A 26,116-nucleotide genomic window follows, 5' to 3' on the forward strand; every position below is an offset into this window, starting at 1 on the left:
CCTGCCCGGGGATTCCTCCCGGCTCCCGGGCAGGCCTCCGGACGCGGCTACTGGGCCGTGGCGGGGGCGATGGCGTCCTCCGGAGCGGCCTTCTCCGCGGGGAGGCTGTCCATGAACGAACTCACCGAGAAGACCGCGTTGCCGGGGCCCGCCGGGCCGTAACCGGGCGGCGACGTCAGGCCGTTGGCCTCCATCGTCGCGCGGTACGCCTCGAGGAGACGCACGTGGTACTCCAGCGGCGCGCCCTGCGGGTTCGCCTTGCCGAGCGGGGTCGTCGGCTCCGGGCACCAGGTGGTGAAGCGGGGCGTGATGCCGCGCGACATGAAGTACTGCAGCCCCTCGACGGTGGAGTCGATGGCCTCGTCGACGGTCTTGAAGCCGAACGGCTCGGCCATCTCGACGCCCGCCACGAAGTTCGGGATGACGTTGCGCGGCCCGAAGACGTCGGCGGAGTCCAGGATGCGGCGGTGCCACTCGTCACGGCCCACGTAGCGCTCCTTGCCGGGGCAGTAGCGCTCGAACAGGTACGGGTCCCACACCTCGTAGTTCGGGTGGTAGATCCGCACGCCGTAGTCGTGGAAGCGCTGCACGTCCGCCTTGGGCAGCGCCTGGGCGACGACCTTGCCGATCCAGCGGCCGGGGAAGCGCTCCTCGATGGCCTTCGCGTACTGGCCGTAGAAGTCCGCCTCGTCCTTGCCGCCGATCTGCGAGGTGATGGCGCCGCCGGTGAGGGTGTAGGCGGTGGAGGACTTCGCGGTGTCGTACTTGTCGATGATCGCGAGCGCCTCAAGGACTTCCTCCACGGGCTTCACGCCGGTGTAGGGGCGGCCCGCGGCCTTGTGCTGGCGCCAGTTGTGGTTGATGTCGCAGTACTGGCACTCCTCCTTGGCGCCGAAGTACTGGCAGACCCGGAAGACCGTCAGGTAGATCAGGTAGCCCCACTGGATGGTGGGCGCCACCTCCATCACGGACTTCCCGTTCTCCAAGGTGTGCCGGTAGTAGTCCGGCATCGGCGGCAGGCCCACGTCGGAGATGCGGACGCCGTCCAGGTAGAGGCCGAGGACGCCGTTGTCGTCGGCGGCCACGCGGTAGGGCGACGCCGGGTTCACGCGGACCGACACGACGGTGCGGCGCAGCCCGTAGGGGCCGCCGGTGAGGACGATCTCCTCCGGGGGGCGGCGCAGCGCGGCGGCGCCGAGCTCGGGGAGCGTGCCGTGGTCGAAGGAGAAGATGAAGTACGACTTCGGCTTGACGTCACCGCCCTCGTTGTCGCTGAGCGCCGACTCGTCGAAGGCGATGCCGCCGCGCAGCAGATCCTCCTTGATGACGGCTTCCCGCGGCACGTGCGGGAACCGCTCCATGAGTGACTCGATGAGCTGGGTACGGCTCTCGCTGCGGCTTGGCATGGGCCGGGCACCTCGGATCCTGTCGATCGATCTGTTCCGTCCACGCTAATACGCGCCCGATCCGTTCCGGATCCGCCTCCGGTCGCAGGGCGCCTCCGCCGCAGGTCTATGCTGCGGGCCGGTACGGGGCCGGTACGATCTCCGGCATGCCGCCCGCCGACCCCCACATACCCGCCCCGAAAAGCGGAAACGGGTCACGCGCCGCACCCCGACGAACTAGGATGAACACTCCCGAAGCGGGCAGCGGGCAGCGGGCAGCGGGCAGCGGGCAGCGGGCAGCGGGCAGCGGGCAGCGGGCAGCGGGCAGCGGGCAGCGGGCCTCGTCACGTCGGCTCGGGCCGCACCTCGACGCCCCCTCAGGCACCGAGAAGCGCGTCCTCTTCGCCGCCCGGTCGGCGACCGCCCTGCACCGGCTCCTGGACGTCCTCCCCGTCTTCGCGGGCGACGACCGCATCCGCCGCCGCTTCACCCTCGTCCCCGGCTCCGACTTCGCCGCCGACGCCCTCGCCGCCGTCGAGCGGGCGGGCGGCCGCACCGTCCCCTGGGCCGAGGCCCTCGCCCGCCCCCACGACCTGATCCTGGCCGCCAGCCCCAAGGGCGGCCTCGCCGAGTTGCGCGGGCCCCGCGTCCTCCTGCCGCACGGCGCCGGGTACAACAAGGCCCTCGCCGCACCCGACGGTCCCGGCGACTCCGCATCCGGCATGGACCCCGCACTCCTGATGCCGGACGGCCACCCCCTGGCCCGGCTCCACGCCCTGGCCCACCCCTCCCAGCTCGCCCGCCTCACCGCCGAGTGCCCACCGGCGGCCGCGCGCGCGACCGTGACCGGCGACCCCACGCTCGACCGCGTCCTCGCCTCCCTCCCCCTGCGCGAGCGCTACCGCGACGCCCTGCGCACCCACGGCCGGACCCTGGTCGTCCTCACCTCCACCTGGGGCCCGCACTCCCTGATCCGCCGCCACCCCCGGCTCCCCGCCCGCCTGGCGGCCGAGCTCCCCCACGACACGTACCAGCTCGGACTCGTCCTGCACCCCAACGAGCACAGCGGGACGGGGCGCTTCGACCTCGCGCAGGATCTCGCGCCCGCCCTCGACGCGGGTCTGGTCCTGGCCGGCCCGTACGAGGAGTGGGCCGCGCTGCTCATCGCCGCCGACGTGATCGTCACCGACCACGGCTCGGCGGCGCTGTACGCGGCCGCGGCCCGCGACACCCCGATGATCGCCGCGGGCGACGGCGGCGGCGAGCTCATCCCCGGCACGCCGATGGCCGACCTCCTCGCCCGCATACCGGAGTTGGGAGGAATGGAGCAGCCTGACACGGACGGCATCGAGCGCGCCGTCGCCGCCCACACCCCCGGCGTCGCGGCCGCCTGCGCCGCGCGGGCGTTCGCCGAACGCGGCCGGTCCGTACTCCGGTTGCGCGAGGAGGTCTACCGGATCCTCGGCCTGACCCCGCCCACCGATCCCCCCGGACCGAACCTCCTGCCGGACCCCGCACCGTCCACCCGCACCCCGGCGGCCTTCGCCGTCCAGGTGGTTCGGCGAGGGCCGCACGTGCACGTCGAGCGGCGGCCCGCCCGCTCCGCCGCCCCCGCGCACCACCTGGCAGCCGAGGCGAACAGGGCGTCGGACACCCAACTGCAGAGCGCCGGGCTCGTGTTCCGTCGGGCCCGGCACTCCACCGCGCCGCCCGCGCGGGGCGAGACCTGGACCGTCGACGGGTGGACGCGCCACGCGCTCGCCGAGCACGGTGGCGCGCGGACGGCCGCCGTCGTCCTGAGCGCCTCGCACTGCGTGCTGCGCCGGACCGGCGGCGCGCTCCTGTCCGTACGCGTCGAGCCGCACCGGGAGCCGGACGGCCGGGTGCTGCGCGCCGATCCGGCGGCGGTGCTCTCCGGCGTGCACGCCTGGCTCGTGGACTCGGACTCGCCCGCGCACCCGGTGACCGTTCCCTGCGTCGTCGCGGGCCGCCTCCACCGCGCGACGCTCGCGCCTGCCACCCCCGAAGAAGGCCTGCGGGAGCTCTAGGGCAGCGGCGGCGCTACTTCAGCAGCTTCGCCACGACGCGGTCGAGCGCCTCGATGTCCTCGGCGGGCAGGGCGAGCAGGTCGTCGGGCGGTGTGGTGAGGACCGCCGTCGCGCGGGCCGCCGCCGCCTCGCCCTCCTCCGTGAGGTGGACCAGCTTGGACCTGCGGTCGGCCGGGTTGGCGACGCGTTCGGCGAGGCCGCGGCGTACGAGGTCGTCGACGATGACGGTGGCGTAGGGCGGGTCGGTGCCCAGCCGCTCGGTCAGCACCCGCAGCGTGATCGGCTCACCGGTGAGGCGCCGCAGCGCCCTGATGCGGCTGAAGCTCATGCCGAGGGCGTCGGCGACGGCCTTGCGGCGGTTGTGACGCTCCATCAGGAGGGTGTTGAGCCCCTGCCAGACCCGGGCCGCCGCCCTGGCGTTCGCGTCGTCGCCGTCCTGCGGCTCGTCGTCGTGCGAGCGGTCGCGCGGACGCTCGGTCGAGGGGTCGATCGGGCGCTCGTGCGGGCGGTGGCGCGGGCGCTCGTGCGGGCGGTCCATCAGGCGTTCACTGTCTCCCTCGTCTCCTCCACAGCGAGCCTCTTCGCCGTGCGCTGGGCCGTTCCCCGGGCCCAGCGGCCCGAAGTGAGCGTACCCGTGGCCAGTACGGCGGCGCCGCAGCCGGCGATGATCCACCACGCCGTCCTGCCCACCTCGGTGAAGGACGCCGCGTCCCCGTGCATCCCGCCGACCATGAGGGCGCCGATGACGGCCACACCGAGGGACTGGCCGAGCTGCCGGCTGGTGGAGGCCACCGCGGCCGCGACACCCGCCTGCGAGCGGGGCATCCCGGACACGGCGGTGTTGGTGATGGGGGCGTTGACCAGCCCGAAGCCGGTACCGAAGAGCAGGTACGCGACGATCAGCAGGGCGGCCGGAAGGTGGTCGGAGAAGGTGAACGCCTGCAGGACGGCGCTCGCGCAGAGCGCCGATCCGGCGAGCAGCAGGGGCGTGCGCGGTCCCCGCGAGGCCACCATGCGGCCGGAGACCGGCGCGGTCAGCAGCGCCATGACCGCCATGGGCAGCATGAACAGCCCTGCGTGCAGCGGGTCGAGCCCGCGCACGTTCTGCAGGTACAGCGAGCTGACGAACAGGAAGCCGCCCAGCGCGGCAAACGTGGCGACCGCGATCACGGTGGCGCCCGCGAACGGCGCCGAACGGAAGAAGCGCAGGTCGATGAGGGGATCGCTGCGCCTCGGCTCGTACCAGAGAAGCCCCAGCAGCGCGCCGAGCGCCGCGAGCGCGCAGCCGACGACGGGGGGCGAGGTCCAGCCGCGGCTCGGCGACTCGATGATGGCGTACGTGAGCGCGGGAAGCAGGACGACGATGAGCGCCTGACCCACCGGGTCCACGCGGCGGGGCCGCGCCGCCCGGGATTCCGGCACGTACCTGCGGGTGAGGTACAGCGCGGCGAGGCCGATCGGTACGTTGATCCAGAAGATGGCCCGCCAGCCCGCCGACTCCACGAGCGCGCCGCCGATGATCGGCCCGGCGGCCATGCTGATGCCCACGACACCGCTCCACACGCCGATGGCGCGGGCGCGTTGCCGGGGGTCCGTGAAGGTGTTGCTGATGATCGACATGGCCACGGGGTTCAGCATCGACCCGCCGACCGCCTGGAGGACCCGCGCGGCGACGAGCCAGCCGAGGCCGGGTGCGAGGCCGCACAGCAGGGACGCCGAGGTGAAGACGAGCAGCCCGGTCCGGAGCGTGCGGCGGCGGCCCACACGGTCTGCGGTCGAACCGGCGAGCATCAACAGGCTGGCCAGCACCAGCGTGTAGCCGTCCACGGTCCATTGCAGCCCGGAGACGGACGTGTGCAAATCGCGCTGGATGGCGGGCAGGGCCACGTTCAGGATGGTGTTGTCGAGGCTGACGATCAGCATGCTCATGCAGCAGATGGCCAGCACGAGCCAGGGCCGCCGCCGCTGGGCGTCGTCGTCCGTTTCCTCCGACATATGAGGCATATGGGGTCCCCTCGCGCGTACCTTTATTTGTGTTGTCCCAACCATTATGGGACTACAAATAAATCTGTGGAGTTGTCACGTGCGCACCCTCCGCCGCGGCGCGGGCTTCGCTCAGTCGAGGCCGCCGCCGCGCTCCCGTACCGCCCGTGCCGCGGTCCGGAACTCCGCCGCCTCCACCGCGTTCCCGCTCTCCTCGGCCAGTTCCGCCAGTGCGTCCAGGACACGCAGTTCCTCGCGTACGGACGCGTCGAGGCGGGCCTGCGCCAGCGCCTCGTCGTAGAGCCCCCTGGCCTCCTCGGGCCGCCCGAGACTCCGCAGCACCCGGGCGAGCGCGAAGCCGGTCCGGGCGGTCAGCCGGGCCCGCCCCAGCTCCCCGGCCCGCGCGTGGGCGTCCGTCAACAGCCGCTCCGCGTCGGCGAGTTCACCCAGTTCCGTGCGGGCCTTGCCGAGCAGATACGTCTGCAGCATGGCGCCGTAGGCGTTGCCGATCTCCGTGTGGATGCGCGCGGAGGCCTCGAACTCCGCGGCCGCTGCCGCCCACTCGCCACGGGCCGAGCCGAGCAGTCCCCGGAACTCGATGACCGAGGCCCGCAGCTTCCTCTCCCGGAGCTCGTCGCCGAGGGTCTCCGCGGCCGCTGCCGCGAGTCGCAGCTCGGTTTCGGCGTCCTCGTACCGCCCCCGTTCCCACAGCGGGCGCGCGAGCTGGCAGCGCATGCGGACCAGCGCGGCGAGCGGACGTCCGGCGCGCAGCGCGGCGTCGCGTCCCATGCCGAATGTCTCGATCACCTGGGTGAGGCGGGGGTGGTCGAGGTAGTGCGTCCACAGGGGTTCGCAGAGTGCCCAGGCCTCCTCGTCGAGCCCGTGCGTGTGGGCGACGCGCACGCAGTCGTGCAGCACCAGCCGTTGGGCCTCCAGCCAGTGCAGCGCCTTCGCCTTCCGCCGCCCGCCCCCGTCGGCGGCGGTGATGCCGAAGTCCGCGTCGGGGGTGTCCGGGAGGGCCGGGACCGGCTCGGCGAAGGTCATGCGGGGCCCGGCGCGCAGGGCGTCGGCGCGCTGGGCCTGGCGGAGGTACCAGCGGATGACGCGTCGCCTGCCCTCGTCCGCCCCGGCTCCGCCGTCGTCCCTGCGCGCCCGGTCCGCGCGGCGCACCGCGTGGGCGCGCAGCAGGTCGTGCAGGCGCAGCCGCCCGTCGCGCCCACGGGCCAGGAGGCTCGCCCGCACGAGCTCGTCGAGCGCGTCCTCGGCCTCGTCCTCTCCCCTGCCGAGCAGCGCGGTGACCGCTTCGGGGTCGATCCAGGGCCCTGGGTGCTCGACGAGGAGCCGGTAGAGCGTGGCGGCGCCGGGGGTGAGGTCCTGGTAGGCGGCATCCCATACGGCCTCCACCGCGGGAACTCCCTTCGCGTCGAGTTCGGCAGCGAGTTGGGCGGTCAGCCGTGCGAGCCTGCGGGTGCGGTGCTTGCGGAGCCATTCGGCGGCCACGTGGAGGGCGGCGGGCAGGCCGCCGCAGATCCGGGCGAGTTCGGCGGCGGAGGCGGGATCGGCGGCGAGCCGGGGGTCGTCGACGATCCGGCTCAACAGGCTCTCCGCGTAAGGCTCTTCGAGCGGCTCCACCGGCAGTTCCAGATCCACTCCGCCCTCGACGTCGTACAGCGCCTGCCTGCTGACGGCCACGACGACGCTCTCCGCGGACGAGGGAAGGAGCTGGGTGATCTCGGTGCCGGAGCAGGCGTTGTCGAGGACGAGGACGAGGCGGCGCTTGCCGGTCTGCTCCCAGTACTGCCTGCGGCGCCGTGCCGTCGAGCTCTCCAGGAGGTCGGTCACGCCGAAGGAGCGGAGCAACTCGCCGAGGACGTCGGCCAGGTCGGCTCCGCCGTCGGGCCGGTGGTCGTCGAGGTCCACGTACCGCACCACGTAGTCACCGTCGTGGGCGAGGCGGTGGGCCAGGTGCACGGCGAGGGCCGTCTTGCCGACGCCGTGCACGCCGGTGGCCGAGACGACGAGCGGCCGACCGGCCGACCGGGGGCGGGCGACGGCGCCGAGGACGCGCGTGCGCTGGTCGTCGCGGTCCTCGAAGTGCCGGACGTCGGGTGGCATCTGATGCGGCAGCACCCCGTCGTCGGAGCCGCTGTACAGGTTCCGGATCTCGACGTGCCCGGCCTGGACCACCGTCCCGATCCGTGCCTGCCCGCCCACGCTGTTCCGCGTCCGTTCGTCCACGGCCCAACTCTAGGTGGCCGTAAGGGCGTACGGACCAGGGGCCGTCCTGCGCTGTTCCGCTCGGGCGGCGATCCGGTCGAGCGATTCGGCAAGCAGGCCTTGCCCGCCCGGTGTCAGCGCGTCCGTGTAGTGCGTACGCACCAGACCACGTGTGCGGCTGGTCCGGGCGCACCAGGGGAAGACGGCGTCGGGGAACGATGCCCGGCGGGGCACCGGAAGGGACTGTTGGAGGTGCGCGGATCCCGCGCGTCCTCCCTTCCCAGCGGTGGCTGGCCGAGCGGTGTCTGGAGTGATCCTCAGGTGGCGACAGTTCTTTACCGGATCGGGCGGTGGGCCTTCCGGCGGCGGCGGCTCGTGGGGGGCCTGTGGCTCGGGGCCCTGCTCCTTGCCGTCGCCGCTGCCGCCCTCGCGCCGACCGGGGAGGAAGAGGACCTCTCCATGCCCGGCACCGAGTCGCAGAAGGCCTTCGACCTCCTCGACGAACGTTTCCCGCGGACCAACTCCCAGGGCGCCGAGGCCCGTCTCGTGTTCCAGGCCCCCGACGGGCAGTTGGTGACGGCCGGCGAGAACAGAGCCGCCGTCGAGAAGGCGCTCGGCTCGCTGGGCAGGGGCGATCAGGTCGCGTCGGCCACCGACCCGTACCAGAGCGGCGCCGTCAGCAAGGACGGCACCATCGCCTACTCGACGATCACCTACAGCGCGGACGCCGTCGACCTGACCGGGCCGACGAAGAACGCCCTCGAAGAGGCCGCGAGCGGGGCCAGGGGCGCGGGGCTGACCGTGGAGATCGGCGGCTCGGCCCTGGAGTCGGAGGAGGCACCGGGCGGGACGACGGAGATCGTCGGCGTGGCGGTGGCGGCGGTCGTCCTCGTGCTCGCCCTCGGATCGCTGGTCGCGGCCGGGCTTTCGCTGCTGACCGCCTTCGTGGGCGTGGCCGTCGCCTTCGGCCTGGTCTCCGCCCTCACCGTGCCGCTGGGCCTGACGTCCACCGTCGCGATCCTCGCGCTGATGCTGGGCCTCGCGGTCGGCATCGACTACGCGCTCTTCATCACCTCCCGCTTCCGCGACGAACGCGCCCGGGGCCACGCGCCGGAGGAGGCCGCGGGCCGGGCGGTGGGCACGGCCGGATCCGCCGTCGTCTTCGCCGGGGCGACCGTCTTCATCGCCCTGGTCGGCCTCGGGGTCGTCGGAATCCCCGAACTCACCAAGATGGGCCTGGGCGGCGCGGGCGCCGTGGCCCTCGCCGTACTCGTCGCACTCACTCTGGTCCCGGCGCTGTTCGGCTTCTTCGGCCATCGCGTTCTGTCCCGTGCCGTCCGCAAGGCGGCCCGGCCGGGAGGCGCGCGCCCAACTGCCACGGACCGCCCTGGACTCGGCACCCGCTGGGCGCGGTTCGTGCTGTGTCGCCCCGCGGCGGTCCTCGTGACCGCCGTCGTCGGCCTCGGCGTCGTCGCCCTCCCCGCGCTGAGCCTCGAACTCGGCCTGCCGGGCGACGAGTCCAAGTCGGTGGAGACCACCGAGCGCCGCGCCTACGACCTGCTGTCGGAAGGCTTCGGCCCCGGCTTCAACGGCCCGCTGACCGTGGTCGTGGACACGTCCTCGCGGCCCGGGGAGGCCCGTGCCACCACCGACCGGGTCGTCAGGGCCGTGCGGGCGGTGGACGGGGTCGCGTCGGTCGGTGACCCGGTGCTCAGCCGCACCAAGGACACCGCCGTCCTCACCGCCGTCCCGCGGACCGCGCCGAACAGCGGCGAGACCAAGGATCTTGTGCACGCGATCCGGGGCGCGGTCTCCGGCGTCGGGGCCGACACGGGCGCCGGGATCCTGGTCACCGGCACCACCGCGATGAACATCGACATCTCCGAGGCGATGTCCGACGCCCTCCTCCCCTATCTGACCGTGGTCATCGGCCTGGCGGTGCTCCTGCTCATGGTGGTCTTCCGGTCGGTCCTCGTCCCGGTCAAGGCGGCACTCGGCTTCCTGCTGTCGGTGGGCGCCGCCTTCGGCGTCCTCGTCGCCGTCTTCCAGTGGGGCTGGGCGGCCGGCCTGATCGGCATCGAGCAGACGGGACCGGTGATGTCGCTGATGCCGATCCTCGTCGTCGGCATCGTGTTCGGCCTCGCCATGGACTACGAGGTCTTCCTCCTCAGCCGGATGCGGGAGACGTACGTCCACGGCGCCTCCCCCGGCGAGGCGATCGTCACCGGATTCCGGCACAGCGGACGGGTGGTGGCCGCGGCGGCGATCATCATGATCAGCGTGTTCGCCGGGTTCATCGGCATGAGCAATCCGACCATCCAGACGATGGGCGTCGGTCTGGCCGCCGCCGTCGCCTTCGACGCCTTCGTGGTCCGGATGGCGATCGCCCCCGCGGTCCTCGCCCTCCTCGGCCACCGGGCCTGGTGGCTGCCTCGTATCCTGAACCGTGTGCTGCCGAACGTCGACATCGAGGGTGAGGCGCTGAACCGGCATGTCCCCGCCGCCGAGCCGGACGCAGCGGCGCCGCGGCACTCCGTGGGCCGGAGCTGAGCCGGCCATGACGAGGGTGAGGACGGATGGCGGCCCGCGATCACGCCGCACGTGGTGGCGGGAGGCGGCGGTCACGGCAGCGGCGTTCGCGCTCTGTCTGCTCGGCGGCGTGCTGCGGGACGACGAGGCCGCGCTGGCACCGCCGTCCGCCGCCGCCTGCTTCGTCGCCGTGGTGTCCTGTGCCGTGCTGCCGCTGCGGCACCGGGCGCCCCTGACCGCCATGGCGGTCACGACCGCGAGCGGCGCGCTGGTGCTGCCCCTGGGCCTGATGCTGAGCCCGCTCGTCGTCGCGCCCGCCGTGATCGCCGCCTACTCCTACTCGCTCACCGTGCGCGACGAACGGCGCGCGGCGAGCGCCGTGTTGCTCGTCTCCGTGGCGCTGCTCCTCGCCGCCGCTCCCCTGTTCGGGACCCTCTCCTGGAAGGACGCGACCAGGGTGGGAGCGGTGGCGGCGTTCCCGCTGGTCGCCGGGGTACTCGGTCGCTCGGTGCAGAACCGCCGGGCCTATCTGGCAGCCATGGAGGAGCGGGCCCGGCAGGCCGAGGAGAGCCGGGACAGCGAGGCGCGCAGGCGCGTCGCCGAGGAACGGGTGCGCATCGCCCGGGAACTGCACGACCTCGTGGCCCATCAGATCACTCTGGCCAACGCGCAGGCCACGGTCGCCGCCCACCTCTTCGACTCCCACCCCGAGCAGACCCGCAAGAGCCTGAACGAGCTCGTCGGGACCACCGGCGACGCGCTCGACGACCTGCGGGCCACGGTCGGCCTGCTGCGCCAGTCCGGGGACGCGGCCGCCCCCGCCGAACCGGCGCCCGGCCTGTTCCGGCTGCCCACGCTCCTGGAATCCTTCCGCCGCGCGGGACTTGAGGTGTCGGTGCGGCAGGAGGGCACGGCCAGGCCGCTGCCGCCGGGGGTGGACCTCACCGCCTACCGCATCGTCCAGGAAGCCCTGACCAACGTGACCAAGCACGCCGGTACCGGCAGCGCCCGGGTGTGCCTCGACTGGCACCGGGACCGCGTGACCATCAGCGTCGCCGACGACGGAGGAGGCGCCCGTACGATGCCTGCCGCGGCGTCGGACCGTCCGCCCGGTTACGGCCTGATCGGCATGCGGGAGCGTGCCACCGCGGTCGGGGGACAGCTCTCCGCGGGCAGGCGGCCGGAAGGCGGCTTCCTCGTCTCCACCCAGCTGCCCTTCCCACCCGCCAAGGCCGCGGCGCACCGGCCGGACGGATCAACAGGCGCTGTGGGGGCCACTGCTGACGGGGCGACAGGTGACTGCCCAACAGCCGACGCAGAGTCCGGAGGTGCGCCGTGACGCTCCGGGTGCTGCTCGCCGACGATCAGGCGCTGCTGCGCGGTGCGTTCCGGCTGCTCCTCGACAGCGCCGACGACATCACCGTGGTCGGCGAGGCCGCCGACGGCGGGGAGGCGGTCGCCCTCACCCGGGAACTGCGCCCGGACGTGGTCGTCATGGACATCCGGATGCCCGATGTGGACGGTCTCACCGCCACGTCGGAGATCTGCGCGGACCCCGAACTGCGCGACACCCGCATCCTGATCCTCACCACGTACGAGACCGACGAGTACGTCGCTCGGGCGCTGCGCGCGGGCGCCGGTGGCTTCATTGGCAAGGGCATCGGGGCCGAGGACCTGCTCGACGCCGTACGGACGATCGCCGAGGGCGAGCACCTCCTGTCCCCCGCGGCGACCCGCTCCCTGGTCGCCCGGTTCCTGGCCACACCGGACGGCGCTCCGCCGCGCCGCCCCGAGCAGCTCGACGCACTCACCCCGCGCGAACGCGAGATGGTGGCCCTGGTCGCGACCGGCCTGTCCAACCAGGAGATCGCCGAGCGGATGTTCCTCAGCCCCTTCACCGTCCGCGCCCACGTGCAGCGCGCCATGACGAAGCTGGCGGCCCGCGACCGGGCGCAACTCGTCGTCATCGCCTTCCGGACGGGCCTGGCCCACGCCACCCCCGAGAGCGGCACCGACCGCCTGTCGTAGTTCGCCCCTCGTATTTCGCCCCTCGCAGTTCACCCCCTCAAGCAGGTCCACACGCCTGCCCGTCATCCACACGGAAGAGGACGTCATGTCCGAATCGATGCTTTCGCCTGCCCGCATCGGGAAGCCGGCGATCGGCGCTCTCGGCCTCCTGGCACTCGCCCTCGGCACCCTGCAGTCGGTCGTGGAACCCGCACTCCCTTTGCTGCAGGGCGAGTTGGGAGTCAGCCCCGGCGAAGGGGCGCTGATCGGCAACGCCTTGCTCATCACCGGTGCGGTCGTCACTCCCGCCGTCGGGAAATTGGGCGACCGCTACGGCGGGAAACGGGTCCTCGTCCGGCTGAGCGCCGTGGTCGCGGCCGGTGGTCTGCTGGCCGCCCTGGCGCCGAACCTGCCTGCGTTGCTGCTCGGTCAGGTGCTGCAGGGCGTCATGGTGGGCGTGCTGCCCCTCTCGTTCGTCCTGGTGCGTACACACCTCTCGTCCGGCGCGTCGCAGGTGGCGATCGGGCTGGTCATGGCGCTGTTCACGGGCGGCGGCATCGTGGGCACGCTGAGTGCGGGACCGATCGCTGAAGGGCTGTCCTGGCACTGGATGTTCGCGCTGCCGACGCTCGCGATCGTTGTGACGGCGGCGGCCGTGGCACGGCTGATGCCGGACGACCCGCCCGTTGCGTCGGGGAGCGGGATCGACTGGCCCGGTGTGGTGCTGCTGAGCGGCACGTTACTCACCTTCATGATCGGACTCGTGCGGGTGACGAACGGCCTGGCGCCGGGCGCGGTCGCCGTCCTCGCGGTGCTCGTGGTCGCCCTCGCGGCCGGATGGGTCGTCGTCGAGCGCCGGGCCGACTCGCCGATGGTCGATCCGCGCATGCTGGCGAAGCCCGCGCTGTGGCATGCGTGCGTGCTCACTCTCGTCGTCACGACCAGTCTCGGAATGGTGCTCTTCCTGCTCCCACAGCTGTTCGCGCTGTCGGCCGACGGGTACGGCTTCGGCCTCGGCACCACCGACATCGGACTGCTGCTCCTGCCCGGCGCCGTCGCCGGGTCGCTGAGCGATTCGGTCGGCGGGGTCGCGGCGCGGCGCTTCGGGCCGCGTGCCGTGGTCGTCGCGGGCACCGTCGTCACCGCGGCCACACTGATCGCTCTGTCGGCGCTGCACACCACGACGTGGCACCTCGTCCTCGCGAAGGTGTTCACCGCGTTCGCCGCGGGCGTCGGCACCACGGCGCTGCTCGCCGGTGCCGCCACGGCCGTCGAGGCCGAGGACACCGGCATCGCCACCAGTCTGCTCGTGGTGGCCCGCCTGATCGGCGTCGCCCTCGGCGGCCAGATCGGCGGCGCGATCCTCGACTCCGGTGCCGACCCGCTGACGGGCCTGCCGGACGAATCGGCCTTCGCCACGGGCTTCGCCCTCGCCGGTCTGGTCGCCGCCCTTTCCCTGCTCACTGTCCGCGTCACGAGAAGAGGAGCCCGAGCGTGAAACCCACCGTTCTGATCTCCGGTGCCAGCATCGCCGGACCCGCCCTCGCGTACTGGCTGCACCGCTACGGGTACGCGGTCACCGTCGTGGAGAAGGCGGGCGCGCTGCGCGACGGCGGCTATCCGATCGACATCCGCGGCACCGCGGTCGAGGTCGTACGGCGGATGGGGGTGCTGCCGCGCTTGCGCGACGCCCACGTCGACTCACGCCGCTGTACCTTCCTGGAGGCCGACGGCAGCGAACTGACGTCGGTCGCCATGACGGCCCTCGTCGGCAGCGCCGAGGGGCAGGACCTGGAGGTGCGGCGTGGGGATCTGGCCACGATCCTCCACGCGAGCGTGCGGGACGACGTGGAGTTCCTGTTCGGCGACTCCATCGCCACCCTCGACCGGTCCGGGCAGGGCGGGCGCGGGGTCGACGTCACCTTCCGCAGCGGGCGGCAGCACACGTACGACCTGGTGGTCGGCGCCGACGGCACGCACTCCGCCACCCGCGCGTCACTGTTCGGCCCCGAGGAGCAGTTCCACCGCTACCTCGGATACTGCTTCGCCGTCTTCACGATGCCGAACTCCTACGGGCTCTCCCGCGAAGTCGTGATGTGGACCACCCCGGGGAAGGCCGCGGCCCTCTACGCCGTCGGGGACGACGACCAGGTGCACGTCTTCCTCAACTTCCACCTGCCGGAGCCGCCGCTCGACGCCCTCCGTGACTCCGCCGCCCAACGGGACCTGGTCTCCGCGGTCTTCGCGGACGCGGGGTGGGAGGTGCCCCGCATGCTCGACGCCATGGGCGACGCGGACGACGTGTTCTTCGACACGACCGGACAGATCCGCATGCCCCACTGGTCCAGCGGCCGGGTCGCACTCGTCGGCGACGCCGCGTACGCGCCCTCGTTCCTGACCGGGCAGGGCTCCAGCCTCGCGCTCGCCGGTGCGTACACGCTCGCCGACTCCCTGGCCGCGAACCGGGACCACACCACCGCCTTCGCCGCCTACGAACGGGGCTTCCGCACGTTCGTGGACCTGAATCAGGCACTGGTCGACAGCAGCTCGGCCGGGCTCTTCCCCACCACGACGGAAGCCCTGGAGCAGCGCAACACCATGCTGCGCGGCCTCGCCACCCTGCCCTCCGCCCCGGCCCGTCCGGCCCACTCGGCCCTGACTCTGCCACCGTTCACCGGATGATGTGACCTCATGCCGGTGAAGGGCGGCCCAGGGGAACCGGGACGCCGCTCGCGGCGGACGCGTACCCGGCCGCCACGACGCGCAGCGTCCGCAGGCCGCCCTCGCCGTCGGCGACGGTCATGCCGCCCTCCTCGGGGCCGAACAGGAAGGCGCGCAGCATGAGTGCGTCGAGGTCGACCCCGAACGGCACCTCCGTGCCGTGGCCCCGGCGCTCGCTGAAGCCGTGCACCTTCTGGTCGAAGGCGTCCATCTCCAGGGTGGCCCGCTCCCCTACGACGGTGAGTTCGAGGCCGCCCCAGGAGTGGTGCGAGCGGGGGTGGGACCAGCTGCAGTCGATGGTGGCGACGGCGCCGTTGGAGTAGGTCACGCTGACCAGGCCACTGGTCTCGGCGGCGACCTCGTCGGCGTACAGGAGGTTGTTGGTCTGCGCGTACACCTCGACGGGCCGTGCCTCGCCGAAGAGGTCGTCGAGGAGGTCGGCTATGTGCACGGTGTGGTCCATCAGGGCGCCGCCGCCGGACAGTTCGGGCTCGGCGAACCAGCGGCGGGCGCGCGTCGGCATGGCGCCGTTGTTCGCGCCCGACACCGTGAGGACCTGCCCTGCCGCGCCCGAGGCGACGGCCGCCTTCACGGCGGCGTACGCCGGGCTGAAGCGCACCGGGAAGGCCACCGCGAGCCGTACTCCCGCGGCACGGCAGGCGGCGACCATCGCCTCCCCGTCCGCGACCGAGGCGGCCAGCGGCTTCTCGCAGAGGACGGGCACGCCGTGCGCCGCGGCACGCTCGACCAGGGGGCGGTGCCGGGCGTTCTCGGAGCAGACGATCACGGCGTCCGGGCCCCAGGCGAAGGCCTCCTCGTACGTGTCCGCGTAGGCGGCCCCCGCGGCCTCCGCGACGGCGCGGCCGCGTACCTCGCCGGGGGCGGCGAGGTCCGTGTCGGGGTCGCTGCCCAGGACCTCGATGCCGGGCATCCCGGCGAGGAGGCGCAGGTAGCCGGCGGCGTGCACGTGGGCGAACGACAGGACGGCGACCTTCATCGTGCTGTCTCCTCGATCTCGATGACGCGGCCGGTGCGGCTGGACTCCGCCGCGGCCTCCGCTATCCGCACCGCTTCGACGCCGTCGCGGGCGCTCACCCGTGGTGCGGGTCCGCCGTCCGCCCAGGACGCGGCGAACTCACGGAGCTCGGTGAGGTAGGGGCTCTCGGTCATGGGGCTGGAGGGAATGCCCTCGTCGGCGGGGCGTACGCCCTGGGCGGTGATCCGGAAGCCCGGCGCGGCGGTGGAGTCGTGGTGCAGGAGGCCGTCGGCGCCCGCGACCCGGAACGTCGTGCGGAAGCGCTGGTCGGGCAGGCCCCACAGTCCGTTGATGTGGCTGACCGCGCCCGACGCGTGGGTGAGCACGGCGGTCGAGGTGACCACCTCGGGCGGGACGCCGGTGGCGTGTTCGACGCCGCGGGTGCGCGCGTGTACGCGGACCACGTCGCCCGCGAGCCAGCGGGCGATGTCGATGTCGTGCACCATCAGGTCCAGGATGACGCCGCCTGACTGGGCCGGGTCGCCGAACCAGGGCGCCCACTGGGGCCGGGCCCCACCGCGAGTGAAGCGGAGCACGGCGAGTGCGCCGAGGTCACCGCGGACGACGGCCCGGTAAAGGGCCGCGTACGCCGGGAAGTAGCGCACCACATGGGCGGGGTGGAGCCGTACGCCCGCGGCGTCGGCGGCGTCCGCGATCTCCTCGGCGTCGCGGGCCGTGAGTGCGAGCGGCTTCTCGCAGACGACGTGCCGGCCCGCGGCGACGGCGGCGAGGGCGAGGGGCTTGTGGGTGGCGGTCGGGGTGCAGACGTCTACGGCGTGCGCGCTCGCGAGGACGTCGTCCAGGGAGTCGACGGCCCGGACGTCGTGCCCGCGCTCCGCGTACTCGGCGGCGAGCTTCTCCGCGGAGCTGTCGACGGTGTACAGGCTCACCCGGGCGCCGAGCGCCAGCCAGCCGGGCAGATGGGCGCGGGCGATCCCGCCGGCGCCGAGCAGGCCGATGTGCAGCGGTGGCATAGGGAACGACTGCCTTTCCGTGGGGTTCTTCCGTGGGGGCTTTGCCGTGGGGGGGGTCAGCTCTTGGAGCCGGACAGGGCGACGCTCTGGACGAAGTGCCGCTGGAGGAAGACGTAGACGAGGAGCATCGGCAGGCTCGCGATGAGCGAACCGGCCATCATCACCGGATAGTTGGTCTCGAACTGCCCTTCAAGGGAGGTCAGTCCGGCGCTGATCGGCATCTTCTGCGGGTCGGTGTTGACGATCAGCGGCCACAGCAGGTCGTTCCAGGACCACATGGCGGTGATGACGGCGAGGGCGGACAGCGCGGGCCGGATCAGCGGCAGCATGATCGACCAGAAGATGCGGAAGGAACCCGCGCCGTCGATGCGGGCGGCCTCCTCCAGCTCCTTGGGGAGCGTGAGGAAGAACTGGCGCAGCATGAAGGTGCCGAAGGCGCTGAACATGCCGGGCAGGAAGAGCGCGGGGGCGGTGTTGAGCAGGCCGAGCCACTGGACGATGTCGTACTGCGGCAGGACGAGCAGCGAACTCGGCACCATCAGCACGGAGAGGAAGAGCGCGAACAGCGCGTTGCGGCCCCGGAATTGCATGCGCGCGAAGGCATAGGCCGCGAGCGAGCAGAAGACGAGCTGGCCGAGGGTGCGCCCGACGGTGTTGATCAGGCTGTTGGTGAGCATCTCCCGGAAGGGCAGGGCGGTGAAGACCTCTTCGAAGCTGCTCCAGTTCCAGGTGTCGGGCAGGAAGGTGGGCGGTACGCGCGAGGTCTCCGCGAGGGTCTTGAGCGCGGTGAGCAGCTGCCACAGGAAGGGGAAGACCATGATGAGCGCGCCGAAGGAGAGGACGGCGTGGGTGGCGAAGGACCCGGCGTCGACGCGCCTGCGCTTCGGTGCGGCGTCCGTGTGCTCAGGCATAGTGCACCCACCTCTTCTGGAGCCGGAACTGCAGGAACGTCAGGCCCGCGATGACGAGCATGAGCAGAAAGGCGAGCGCGGCCGCCGCGCCCTGCGCGTTCTCCATGAACGCCCATTTGTAGAAGAGGCCGACGATCGACTGGGTGTCCCCGATCGCGGGGTTCTTCTCGGCCATCATGATGTAGATCAGGTCGAAGGTCTGCAGTGAATTGATCATGCAGATGACGGAGGCGAAGAAGATGGTGGGGCTGAGCAGCGGGAGGGTGATGGTGAAGAATCTGCGCAGCGCCCCGGCCCCGTCGAGTTCCGCGGCTTCGTAGTAGTCCTGCGGAATTCCCTTGATTCCCGCCATGAAGATGATCAAGTAGTAGCCGGTGGTCGACCAGACGATCACGGTCCCGATCGCGTAGACGGCCGTGGAGGGGTCCGAGACCCAGTAGTGCCGGTCGACTCCGAACCAGCCGAGGATTTCGTTGAGGAGCCCGAAGTCGCCGTTGTAGAGCCAGTTCCAGACCAGGCCGACGGCGACGGGCAGCGTCACGAACGGCACGAAGTACAGGGCCCGGTAGAGCGATACGCCGCGCAGCCCCCGCCGGTTCAGGAGCGAGGCCACGACGATCGCGATCGGCAGCGCGGCCAGTCCGATGAGGCTGTAGATCAGAGTGTTGCCGAGCGCCTGCCAGACGGTGACGTCCTTGACGACGCGGACGTAGTTGTCGGTGCCGACGAACGTATGGCCGCCGAACGCCCCGAATTCGGTGAAACTGAAGTAGAACGTCTGCAGCAGGGGCCAGAAGTAGAAGACGGCGAAGCCGATGCCGAGCGGTGCGATGAACCAGTACGCGGCCTTCTGGTTGCGGGACGTGGGGCGGGCCTCGGAGGCGGCGGCCCGGCGCCCCGCCGATTTCGCGGCCGCCGTGGCGGGAAAGACACTCATGAGGCGCGTTCCTCCTTCAGGGCCCGGTCCATCTGCTCGCCCAGCGTGCGGGCGGCGCTTTCGATGCCGCCCTTTCCGCTGAACGCGGCGCCGAGTAGCGGGTATTGGAGGTTCTCCCAGACGGCGGTGTTCTCGGAGCTCGGATACGGCACGGCGTACTTCTGCATCTCGATGAAGTGCTTCAGGTCGAATTCCGGCATCGACTTGAGCCAGGCGTCCTGCGTCCCCCCGTACGAGGAGATGGTGACGCCCGCCTTCGCCTGGATCTCGGCCGCCGCACGGCCCGCCATGAAGTGCACGAACTTCCAGGCCGCCGCCTTCTTGTCGCTCTTGGCGGAGATCACGTTGGCCAGGCCGTGGATGATGGTGGCCCTGCGACGGCCCTTGGGCAGCACGGCGATGCCGCCGTGGTCCTTGAGGGCGGGTACGGCGTACATCTGCCCGGCCATCGCGGACAGGTCGTAGTTCATGGCGACCTTCTCCGACCAGTAGCGCACCCGCCCGACGGACTCCGTCATCGCGCTCTGCGGGGGTGACCAGCCGCGGTCGACCATGTCGGTCAGGAAGCGCAGGCCCTCGACGGACCGCTCGTCGCCGAACCCGGAGTGGCCGTCCTCGATGATGTAGCCGCCCGCGCCGCAGACGGCCGGGTAGATCTTGCCCTGCCGGTCCATCTCGGCGGCGAACCCGTGGACGCGCTCACGGGGATTGGTGAGCTCGGCGGCCGCGTCACGCACGTCGTCCCAGGTCCAGGTCGCATCCGGGTACGTGATGCCCGCCCGGTCGAAGAGTTTCTTGTTGTACCAGAGGCCGATGGTGTCGAAGTCCTTGGGCAGGCCGTACTGCGTGCCGCGGTGGGCGTAGAGCTTCACCAGTGCTTCCGGGTGCCGGTCGACGGGCGTGGCGTCGGCCTTGATGTGGCCGGAGAGCGGTTCGAGGACGCCGCCCGACGCGTACAGCTGGAAGTTGACGGCGTTCATCCAGAACACGTCGGGGGCGGTGCCACCGCGCATCGAGGTCTTGAGCGTCGTCCAGTAACTCGCCCACGGCGTCAGCTCGATGCGCACGGAGACCCGCGGGTTCTCCTTCTCGAACGCGGCGATGATCTTCTGCATGCCCGGCACCTGCGCCGGGTCCCACATGCCGTACGTGAGCGTCGTCCGGCCCCCGCCGCCCGAGCCGTCGCCCCCGTCGGAGCAGGCGGCGAGCAAGGGGGCCGCCAGCGCCCCGCCGAGCAGAGTCCTTCTGCGCATGTGCGCCTTCGCCTCCCAGGAAGTCGTCGGGCGCCGCCGCGACCCGCCCCCGCATCGGGGCGCGCCTCAGGACGCCGTGTCCGCGAGCAGTTCCTCCTCCACGTGGTCGAGCGCCTTGCGTACGGCGCCGAGGGCGACGCCCCGCTCGCCGAGCGAGCTCAGCGCGATGCGCGGGACGTGCAGGGTCATGGGGTGCAGCCGCTCCTGGAGCAGCGGCACGAGGTGCCGGCCGACCGGGATCGCCCCGCCGGTCAGCACGACCAGTTCCGGGTCGACGGCGAGGGACAGGGCCGCGATGCCCGGTGCCAGGCGGTCCGCGAAGTCTCCGACGGCGGCCAGCGCCCGGGGGTCCGCGCGGTCCGCCGCGCGGGCGAGCGCGGCCACTTCGGACTCCCCGGCGCGGCGGACGCCCGGCCAGCGCAGGGCTTCCTGCGCGCTGCTCATGCCGAGCAGCGGCAGCAGGCCGAGCTCGCCCGCGCCGCCGCGTCTGCCCCGGTGCAGCCGCCCGCCGATGGTGAGGCTGCACGAGACGCGGTGCCCGGTGAGTACGCAGACGACGTCGGCCGCGAGGGTGGCGGCGCCCTGCCAGCGCTCGGCGAGGACGGCGAGGTTCACGTCGTTCTCGAGGAGGGCGTGGCCGGGCCCACCCTCCTCGATGAGCCGCCCGAGGTCGACGCCGGTCCACTCGGGCACCACCAGGGAGGTGACGACGCCGCCGGTGTCCACCACGCCGGGCACGCCCACGCAGCGGGCGAGGACGGCGGCGCGGCGCGGGGCGTGGGCGGCCAGGAAGGTCTCCGTGCCGTGGCGCAGCAGGTCGAGGCGGGCGGCACCGCCGAGCCCCGGGTCGATGTCACGGCGCTCGGCGGCCAGGACCGTGCCGCCGAGGTCGGCGAGGAGCAGGACCATCTTGTGCAGCCCTATGTCGACGCCGAGCACGTGACCGGCCTCGGTGCGGAAGCGGAAGCGGCGCGCGGGCCGTCCCGGCGTGCGCTCGCCCGGGTCCTCGGCGGACTCGCCGACGAGCCCGCGCTCGGTGAGCTCCTCGACGGCGGCTTCCACGGTGGGCCTGGACAGGCCGGTGCCCGAAGCGAGTTCGGCGAGCGTCCGCGGGCTGCGGCGGTGCAGGGCGCGGAGCACGACCGTGGTGTTCAGCCGCCGCAACGCGACCAAGTCGTGCCCACGCGCCGTGTTGTGCATCACTGCTTCACCCCGTATCCGGGCGACAGCAGCCCAGTTGACGGGCCGCGATGTCCACGGGCCCGCGGAATTGAAAAGGAGACTTGCATAACAGCGGCGGCCCGGGAACCCCTTCGACGGCACGCTTTTCCACGAGTCCGGCGTGGCGCGGGCGCTCGGCACCGGCGCGTGCACGGCCGGCGGACGGACGTGGCCGGTTCGTGAAGATCCAGGTAGGGGCAGGTGCGCCCGGCGTCGCACGATGGGGCAGGATGACGTCCGCGCCGGGCCGGGCCTCCGGCCCCGCGTCATCGAACTCCCGGAATCGAGCAGGTAACACAAGGTGACGACACCTCACATACGCCGCGTGGCGGGGCAGTCGCCCCGTACGACGGAGTACTCGTCCCGTACGCACTCGTCCCGTACGACGAAACCCACCCCCCGTACGAGGGGAGCGAACCGATGACCCGTGCGCTCACCCTGCACGACTGGATGGCCGCCGGGATCGCGGTGGCCGCCGGAGTCATGGCCGGGCTGCTGCTCCGCGCGCTGCTGCGGTGGCTGGGCGAGCGGGCCAGCCGGACCCGGTGGAGCGGTGACGACGTCATCGTCGACGCCCTGCGCACCCTCGTCCCCTGCGCTGCCATCACCGCCGGACTCGCCGCGGGCGCGGGCGCGCTGCCGCTCACCCCGCGCACCGGCCGCAACGTCACGATGACGCTGACGGCGCTGCTCATCATCGCGGCCACCCTCACGGCGGCCCGGATCGTGACCGGCCTGGTCAGGGCCGTGGCCCAGTCCCGCTCCGGCGTCGCGGGCTCGGCCACCATCTTCGTGAACATCACGCGGGTCGTGGTGCTCGCGATGGGCTTCCTCGTCGTCCTGCAGACCCTCGGCGTCTCCATCGCGCCGCTGCTCACCGCGCTCGGCGTCGGCGGCCTCGCCGTGGCCCTCGCCCTCCAGGACACGCTCGCCAACCTCTTCGCGGGCGTGCACATCCTGGCGGCGAAGACCGTGCAGCCCGGGGACTACATCCAGCTCAGCAGCGGGGAGGAGGGCTATGTCGTCGACATCAACTGGCGCAACACCGTGGTCCGTCAGCTCTCCAACAACCTCGTGATCATCCCCAACGCCAAGCTCGCCAGCACCAACATGACCAACTTCAGCCGCCCCGAGCAGGAGCTGTCGATCACGGTGCAGGTCGGGGTCAGCTACGACAGCGACCTGGAGCACGTCGAGCGGGTCACGACCGAGGTCGTGGACGAGGTGATGGCCGACATCACCGGGGCGGTCCCCGACCACGAGGCCGCCATCCGCTTCCACACCTTCGGCGACTCCCGGATCAGCTTCACGGTGATCCTCGGCGTCGGTGAGTTCAGCGACCAGTACCGGATCAAGCACGAGTTCATCAAGCGCCTGCACCAGCGCTACCGCGCCGAGGGCATCCGGGTCCCCGCCCCGGCCCGCACGGTGACCGTCCAGCAGGGCGAGCTGCCCCCGCCGCTCGGCATCCCGCACCAGCGCGACGCCTCGGTGTCCCAGCAGCTCCACTAACAGATCCACTGACAGCGCTATTACCGGCAGAGCCGCCGGTGGCCCGGTCGGGGCGCTGTGAGCCGAGTGGCCGACCGCTCGGTGGCGGCGCCCCGCACCGCGTGATCCACTCGCGGACATGGGGCACGACCACGGTCCGGCCGCGGCGACGGCGGGCGGCACGCTGAGCGGGACGTACCGCGACCGCCTGCTGTGGACCATCGGCATCAGCGCCACGATCACCGTCATCCAGGTGGTCGGCGCGCTCCTGTCCGGCAGCCTCGCCCTGCTCGCCGACGCCGCGCACAGCCTGACCGACGCGGTGGGCGTCGCGCTGGCCCTCGGGGCCATCACCCTGGCCCAGCGCGCGCCGACGCCGCGCCGCACCTTCGGCTTCTACCGGGTGGAGATCTTCTCCGCGGCCCTGAACGCGCTGCTCCTCGTCGCCATCTTCGTATGGGTCCTGTGGTCGGCGATCGGCCGGTTCAGCGAGCCGGTGGAGGTCAAGGGCGGCCTGATGTTCGTGGTCGCGGTGGGCGGGCTCCTCGCCAATCTGGTGGGCCTGTGGCTGCTGCGGGACGCCAAGGAGAAGAGCCTCAATCTGCGCGGCGCGTACCTGGAGGTCCTCGGGGACGCGCTCGGCTCGGTCGCCGTGATCGTCGGCGGCCTGATCATCCTGCTCACCGGCTGGCAGGCCGCGGACCCGATCGCCTCGATCGTCATCGGCCTGCTGATCGTGCCGCGCGCGTACGGGCTGCTGCGGGACGCCGTGCACGTCCTGCTCGAGGCGACTCCGCAGGACGTCGACCTCGACGAGGTGCGCAGGCACCTGATGGAGGAGCCGGGTGTGATCGCCGTGCACGATCTGCACGGCTGGACGGTCACCTCGGGAATGCCGGTGCTCACCGCCCACGTGGTGGTCACGGACGAGGCGCTCGCGGGCGGATACGGGGCTCTTCTCGGCCGTCTGCAGGGGTGCGTCGGGGGCCACTTCGACGTGGCCCACTCGACGATCCAGCTGGAGCCGGAGGGGCATGTGGAGGAGGGCGGGGCGCTGCACACGTAGCGGCGCCGCACGCGGCGGCGGCCGTCGTAGCCGCACCCCGCCCGTAGCCGTGCCGTCGGCACTTCGCTCCCCGCACTGCGGCCTACCGACCGGCAACTTGCCGAATCGGCAACGATAGATGCCAGTCCGCGCCTCATCGGATGAAACTCGCTCCCACGTGAACCGAGGGGAAGGAACCCGATGGAGCAGACCGACGCGGCAGCGTACTGGGACAAGATGTACGCGGAGATGCCCGCGCCCACCGACCCGCGACCGAACGTCCGCCTCGTCGAGACGGTCGGCGCGCTGCCCCCGGGTGACGCGCTGGACCTCGGGTGCGGCGGTGGCGGCGACGCGCTGTGGCTCGCGGGCCTGGGCTGGCGGGTCACCGCCCTCGACGTCTCGGACGTGGCGGCCACGCGGCTCACCCGCCTGGCCCGCTCGCGCGGCCTGGACGACCGGATCACCGCCCGGCAGCACGACGTCCGTTCCTCCCTGCCCGAGCTGGCCTTCGACCTCATCACCGCCCACTACTTCCACACCCCCTACGAGCAGGACCGGACGGCCGTCCTTCGCTCCGCCGCCCACCTGCTGCGTCCGGGCGGCCGACTGCTGGTCGTCGACCACGGGTCGACCGCGCCGTGGTCGTGGAACCAGGACCCGGACGTGCGGTTCCCGTCTCCGGAGGAGGTCGCGGGCCTGCTGCGCCTCTCCCCCGCACGGTGGTCGGTCGAACGGGCGGACGCGCCGCGCCGGGTCGCGCCGGGTCGCGACGGGAGCACCGCGGAGGTCGTGGACCACGTGCTGCTCATCCGCCGGGACGGCTGACCGCGCGACGCGACGCCCCTCCCGGACTCGACCGCGCGCCATATCCCCAGCCACATCACCCACCCCGCCACAACCCCACGCCACCAGGAGAACGCCATGCCCGCCGTCTCCCGCCGCATCGACGCCCCACCGCCCCGCACCGCGAACAACGAGCCCGAAGTCCTGCGCGGATTCCTCGACTACCTGCGCACATCGATCGCCGGGAAGGTCGAGGGTGCGCCGGAGCCTGGTGCCCGGACAGGGGCCGTACCCTCGGGCACGAACCTTCTCGGCCTGCTCACCCATCTGATCGCCGTCGAGAGCGCGACGTTCCTCGGTGAGCAGGTCGCCGACTGGCAGGCGACGTTCCGGCCTGATCCGCGGGACACGGTCGCCGACGTCGTCGCCCGCTACCGGGACACCGTGGACCGGGCGAACAAGGTGCTCGACACGTGTACCGACCTCGGCGCCCCGCTCCCCCGCCCCGGACGCCCGGGGCCGAGCGTCCGCTGGGCGCTCACCCACATGATCGAGGAGACCGGCCGGCACGCGGGCCACGCGGACATCCTCCGCGAACTCCTCGACGGCAGCACGGGGCGCTGAGCAGGGCACGGTACGGCCCCTCCACGGGGAGTACCGTCCCTGCATGGGGAGTACCGTCCCTCCATGGCAGCCAGAATCGACCTGACACTCGACGGTGCGAACACACAGGCCCTTGCCGTCTTCTGGAAGACGGCCCTGGGCTATGTCGACGAGCCTCCGCCCGCGCCCTTCACGACGCGCGAGGAGTGGCTCGCGCAGTTCGACCTGCCCGAGGACGACTCCGCGGACGACGGCGCATGGCTCTGCGACCCCGACGGCGTCGGCCCGCGCCTCTGCATCCTCAAGGTCCCCGAGCCCAAGACGGCGAAGAACCGGCTGCACATGGACGTCCGAGTGCCGGGTCACGGCAGTCCGGACGAGCGGTGGGCACGGATCACGGCGGAGTCCGCACGCCTGGTGCGGGCGGGCGGGACCATCCTGGAGAAGTTCGACGAGCACCATGTCGTGATGGCCGACCCGGAGGGCAACGAGTTCTGCGTCGCGGCGGCCTCCGCGTGATGGACCGACGGGGCCGGGAGCCCTGGGTGGGTGGTCCAGCACGCGCAATTGTTCCGGCTGGTTCGGGAAAGGCTGTGCCGGACTCGTAGGGGTGGTCACCCCGGCGTGGACGAGGTGGAGCATCATGCCGACCTTGGCTTGAACAGGTTGTGGCAATGGTCCATCCACATACCGGGGTTGTCGGCCTTGACGGCGACCTCGTAGGTCTCGCCCGGCGCCACGTTCACGGGGCTACTGGCTCTCGCCGGCTGTCCGCAGGGACTGCGACACCCCAGGACCTCGCTTCGTGACGCTCAGCCGGGAGGGCAGAATGCACGGCTTCACAGTCGCGGCCCTAGGTGTGCTGTCCCGGAACGTTGGTGACAGGCGACACGCCTTGAGCGGTCCTTGAACGAGGCGAGGGCCTCTGGTTTCGGTGTGGATTGCGACATCTACAACCGGCACCCAGGA

Annotated in this window: 21 protein-coding genes and 1 pseudogene; 11 read left to right on the top strand and 11 right to left on the bottom strand. The window is 72.2% G+C overall.

The window, feature by feature from the left end; genetic code table 11:
* Window positions 1-47: 47 nt before the first annotated feature.
* Window positions 48-1,406, bottom strand: a complete 1,359-nt coding sequence (locus ACZ69I_RS16260; RefSeq protein ID WP_467674923.1) for a radical SAM protein — start codon at window positions 1,404-1,406, stop codon at window positions 48-50.
* 221 nt (window positions 1,407-1,627) lie between these two features.
* Here ACZ69I_RS16260 and ACZ69I_RS16265 point away from each other — a divergent pair, with 221 nt between their 5' ends.
* A complete protein-coding gene (locus ACZ69I_RS16265) occupies window positions 1,628-3,433 on the top strand; it encodes a translation initiation factor 2 (protein WP_470832777.1) in 1,806 nt (601 codons plus the stop codon).
* Window positions 3,434-3,446: 13 nt separating this feature from the next.
* On the opposite strand, the gene ACZ69I_RS16270 is transcribed toward ACZ69I_RS16265, so the two are convergent.
* The 3 genes from ACZ69I_RS16270 to ACZ69I_RS16280 all read right to left on the bottom strand — a co-directional run bounded on the left by ACZ69I_RS16270 (window position 3,447) and on the right by ACZ69I_RS16280 (window position 7,654).
* A complete protein-coding gene (locus ACZ69I_RS16270; RefSeq protein ID WP_470832778.1) occupies window positions 3,447-3,971 on the bottom strand; it encodes a MarR family winged helix-turn-helix transcriptional regulator in 525 nt (174 codons plus the stop codon).
* On the bottom strand, window positions 3,971-5,428 hold the full coding sequence (locus ACZ69I_RS16275; RefSeq protein ID WP_470832780.1) for an MFS transporter: 1,458 nt from the start codon (window positions 5,426-5,428) through the stop codon (window positions 3,971-3,973). The genes ACZ69I_RS16270 and ACZ69I_RS16275 overlap by 1 nt, the downstream gene beginning before the upstream one ends.
* A 120-nt stretch (window positions 5,429-5,548) precedes the next feature.
* Window positions 5,549-7,654 carry a tetratricopeptide repeat protein gene (locus tag ACZ69I_RS16280; RefSeq protein WP_470832782.1) on the bottom strand — a complete coding sequence of 702 codons (2,106 nt, stop codon included), beginning with the start codon at window positions 7,652-7,654 and terminating at the stop codon, window positions 5,549-5,551.
* A gap of 300 nt (window positions 7,655-7,954) precedes the next feature.
* Here ACZ69I_RS16280 and ACZ69I_RS16285 point away from each other — a divergent pair, with 300 nt between their 5' ends.
* The 5 genes from ACZ69I_RS16285 (at window position 7,955) to ACZ69I_RS16305 (ending at window position 14,851) form a co-directional block, all read left to right on the top strand.
* The gene (locus tag ACZ69I_RS16285; protein WP_470832784.1) at window positions 7,955-10,183 is read left to right on the top strand and encodes an MMPL family transporter; all 2,229 of its coding nucleotides are present in this window, start codon (window positions 7,955-7,957) and stop codon (window positions 10,181-10,183) included.
* A 7-nt stretch (window positions 10,184-10,190) separates the two neighbouring features.
* Window positions 10,191-11,501 (top strand): sensor histidine kinase, encoded by a 1,311-nt coding sequence (locus ACZ69I_RS16290; protein WP_470832786.1) that lies wholly within the window; start codon window positions 10,191-10,193, stop codon window positions 11,499-11,501.
* The gene (locus tag ACZ69I_RS16295) at window positions 11,498-12,190 is read left to right on the top strand and encodes a response regulator transcription factor (protein ID WP_470832788.1); all 693 of its coding nucleotides are present in this window, start codon (window positions 11,498-11,500) and stop codon (window positions 12,188-12,190) included. Before ACZ69I_RS16290 ends, ACZ69I_RS16295 begins: the two co-directional genes overlap by 4 nt.
* Window positions 12,191-12,275: 85 nt before the next feature.
* Window positions 12,276-13,667: an MFS transporter gene (locus ACZ69I_RS16300; protein WP_470832790.1), complete on the top strand. Its 1,392-nt coding sequence runs from the start codon at window positions 12,276-12,278 to the stop codon at window positions 13,665-13,667.
* Window positions 13,664-14,851: an FAD-dependent monooxygenase gene (locus ACZ69I_RS16305; protein WP_470832791.1), complete on the top strand. Its 1,188-nt coding sequence runs from the start codon at window positions 13,664-13,666 to the stop codon at window positions 14,849-14,851. The genes ACZ69I_RS16300 and ACZ69I_RS16305 overlap by 4 nt, the downstream gene beginning before the upstream one ends.
* Window positions 14,852-14,858: 7 nt before the next feature.
* Here the strand turns inward: ACZ69I_RS16305 and ACZ69I_RS16310 are convergent, their stop codons facing one another.
* The 6 genes from ACZ69I_RS16310 to ACZ69I_RS16335 all read right to left on the bottom strand — a co-directional run bounded on the left by ACZ69I_RS16310 (window position 14,859) and on the right by ACZ69I_RS16335 (window position 21,201).
* Window positions 14,859-15,887, bottom strand: a complete 1,029-nt coding sequence (locus ACZ69I_RS16310) for a Gfo/Idh/MocA family protein (RefSeq protein WP_470832793.1) — start codon at window positions 15,885-15,887, stop codon at window positions 14,859-14,861.
* On the bottom strand, window positions 15,884-16,900 hold the full coding sequence (locus tag ACZ69I_RS16315; RefSeq protein WP_470832794.1) for a Gfo/Idh/MocA family protein: 1,017 nt from the start codon (window positions 16,898-16,900) through the stop codon (window positions 15,884-15,886). The genes ACZ69I_RS16310 and ACZ69I_RS16315 overlap by 4 nt, the downstream gene beginning before the upstream one ends.
* A gap of 56 nt (window positions 16,901-16,956) precedes the next feature.
* Window positions 16,957-17,811: a carbohydrate ABC transporter permease gene (locus ACZ69I_RS16320; RefSeq protein WP_470832795.1), complete on the bottom strand. Its 855-nt coding sequence runs from the start codon at window positions 17,809-17,811 to the stop codon at window positions 16,957-16,959.
* A complete protein-coding gene (locus ACZ69I_RS16325) occupies window positions 17,804-18,748 on the bottom strand; it encodes a carbohydrate ABC transporter permease (protein WP_467674897.1) in 945 nt (314 codons plus the stop codon). Before ACZ69I_RS16325 ends, ACZ69I_RS16320 begins: the two co-directional genes overlap by 8 nt.
* Window positions 18,745-20,001, bottom strand: a complete 1,257-nt coding sequence (locus ACZ69I_RS16330) for an ABC transporter substrate-binding protein (RefSeq protein ID WP_470832796.1) — start codon at window positions 19,999-20,001, stop codon at window positions 18,745-18,747. The genes ACZ69I_RS16325 and ACZ69I_RS16330 overlap by 4 nt, the downstream gene beginning before the upstream one ends.
* 66 nt (window positions 20,002-20,067) lie before the next feature.
* The gene (locus ACZ69I_RS16335) at window positions 20,068-21,201 is read right to left on the bottom strand and encodes an ROK family protein (protein WP_470832797.1); all 1,134 of its coding nucleotides are present in this window, start codon (window positions 21,199-21,201) and stop codon (window positions 20,068-20,070) included.
* A gap of 441 nt (window positions 21,202-21,642) precedes the next feature.
* On the opposite strand from ACZ69I_RS16335, the gene ACZ69I_RS16340 reads away from it, so the two are divergent.
* The 5 genes and pseudogenes from ACZ69I_RS16340 (at window position 21,643) to ACZ69I_RS16360 (ending at window position 25,666) form a co-directional block, all read left to right on the top strand.
* Entirely contained in the window at window positions 21,643-22,734 is a 1,092-nt protein-coding gene (locus ACZ69I_RS16340; protein WP_470832798.1) for a mechanosensitive ion channel family protein, read from the top strand.
* A 118-nt stretch (window positions 22,735-22,852) separates the two neighbouring features.
* A complete protein-coding gene (locus ACZ69I_RS16345) occupies window positions 22,853-23,779 on the top strand; it encodes a cation diffusion facilitator family transporter (protein WP_470832800.1) in 927 nt (308 codons plus the stop codon).
* A gap of 180 nt (window positions 23,780-23,959) precedes the next feature.
* Complete coding sequence (locus ACZ69I_RS16350) at window positions 23,960-24,586, top strand: class I SAM-dependent methyltransferase (protein WP_470832801.1); 627 nt, start codon at window positions 23,960-23,962, stop codon at window positions 24,584-24,586.
* Between the two features lie 36 nt (window positions 24,587-24,622).
* A pseudogene (locus ACZ69I_RS16355) lies at window positions 24,623-25,168 on the top strand (DinB family protein); the annotation flags it as partial.
* Window positions 25,169-25,231: 63 nt separating this feature from the next.
* Window positions 25,232-25,666: a VOC family protein gene (locus ACZ69I_RS16360; protein ID WP_467674883.1), complete on the top strand. Its 435-nt coding sequence runs from the start codon at window positions 25,232-25,234 to the stop codon at window positions 25,664-25,666.
* 122 nt (window positions 25,667-25,788) lie between these two features.
* Here ACZ69I_RS16360 and ACZ69I_RS16365 read toward each other — a convergent pair whose 3' ends face one another.
* A complete protein-coding gene (locus ACZ69I_RS16365; protein ID WP_470832803.1) occupies window positions 25,789-25,893 on the bottom strand; it encodes a multicopper oxidase domain-containing protein in 105 nt (34 codons plus the stop codon).
* Window positions 25,894-26,116: the final 223 nt, after the last annotated feature.

Source organism: Streptomyces sp. NPDC036815 (genome assembly GCF_055609205.1).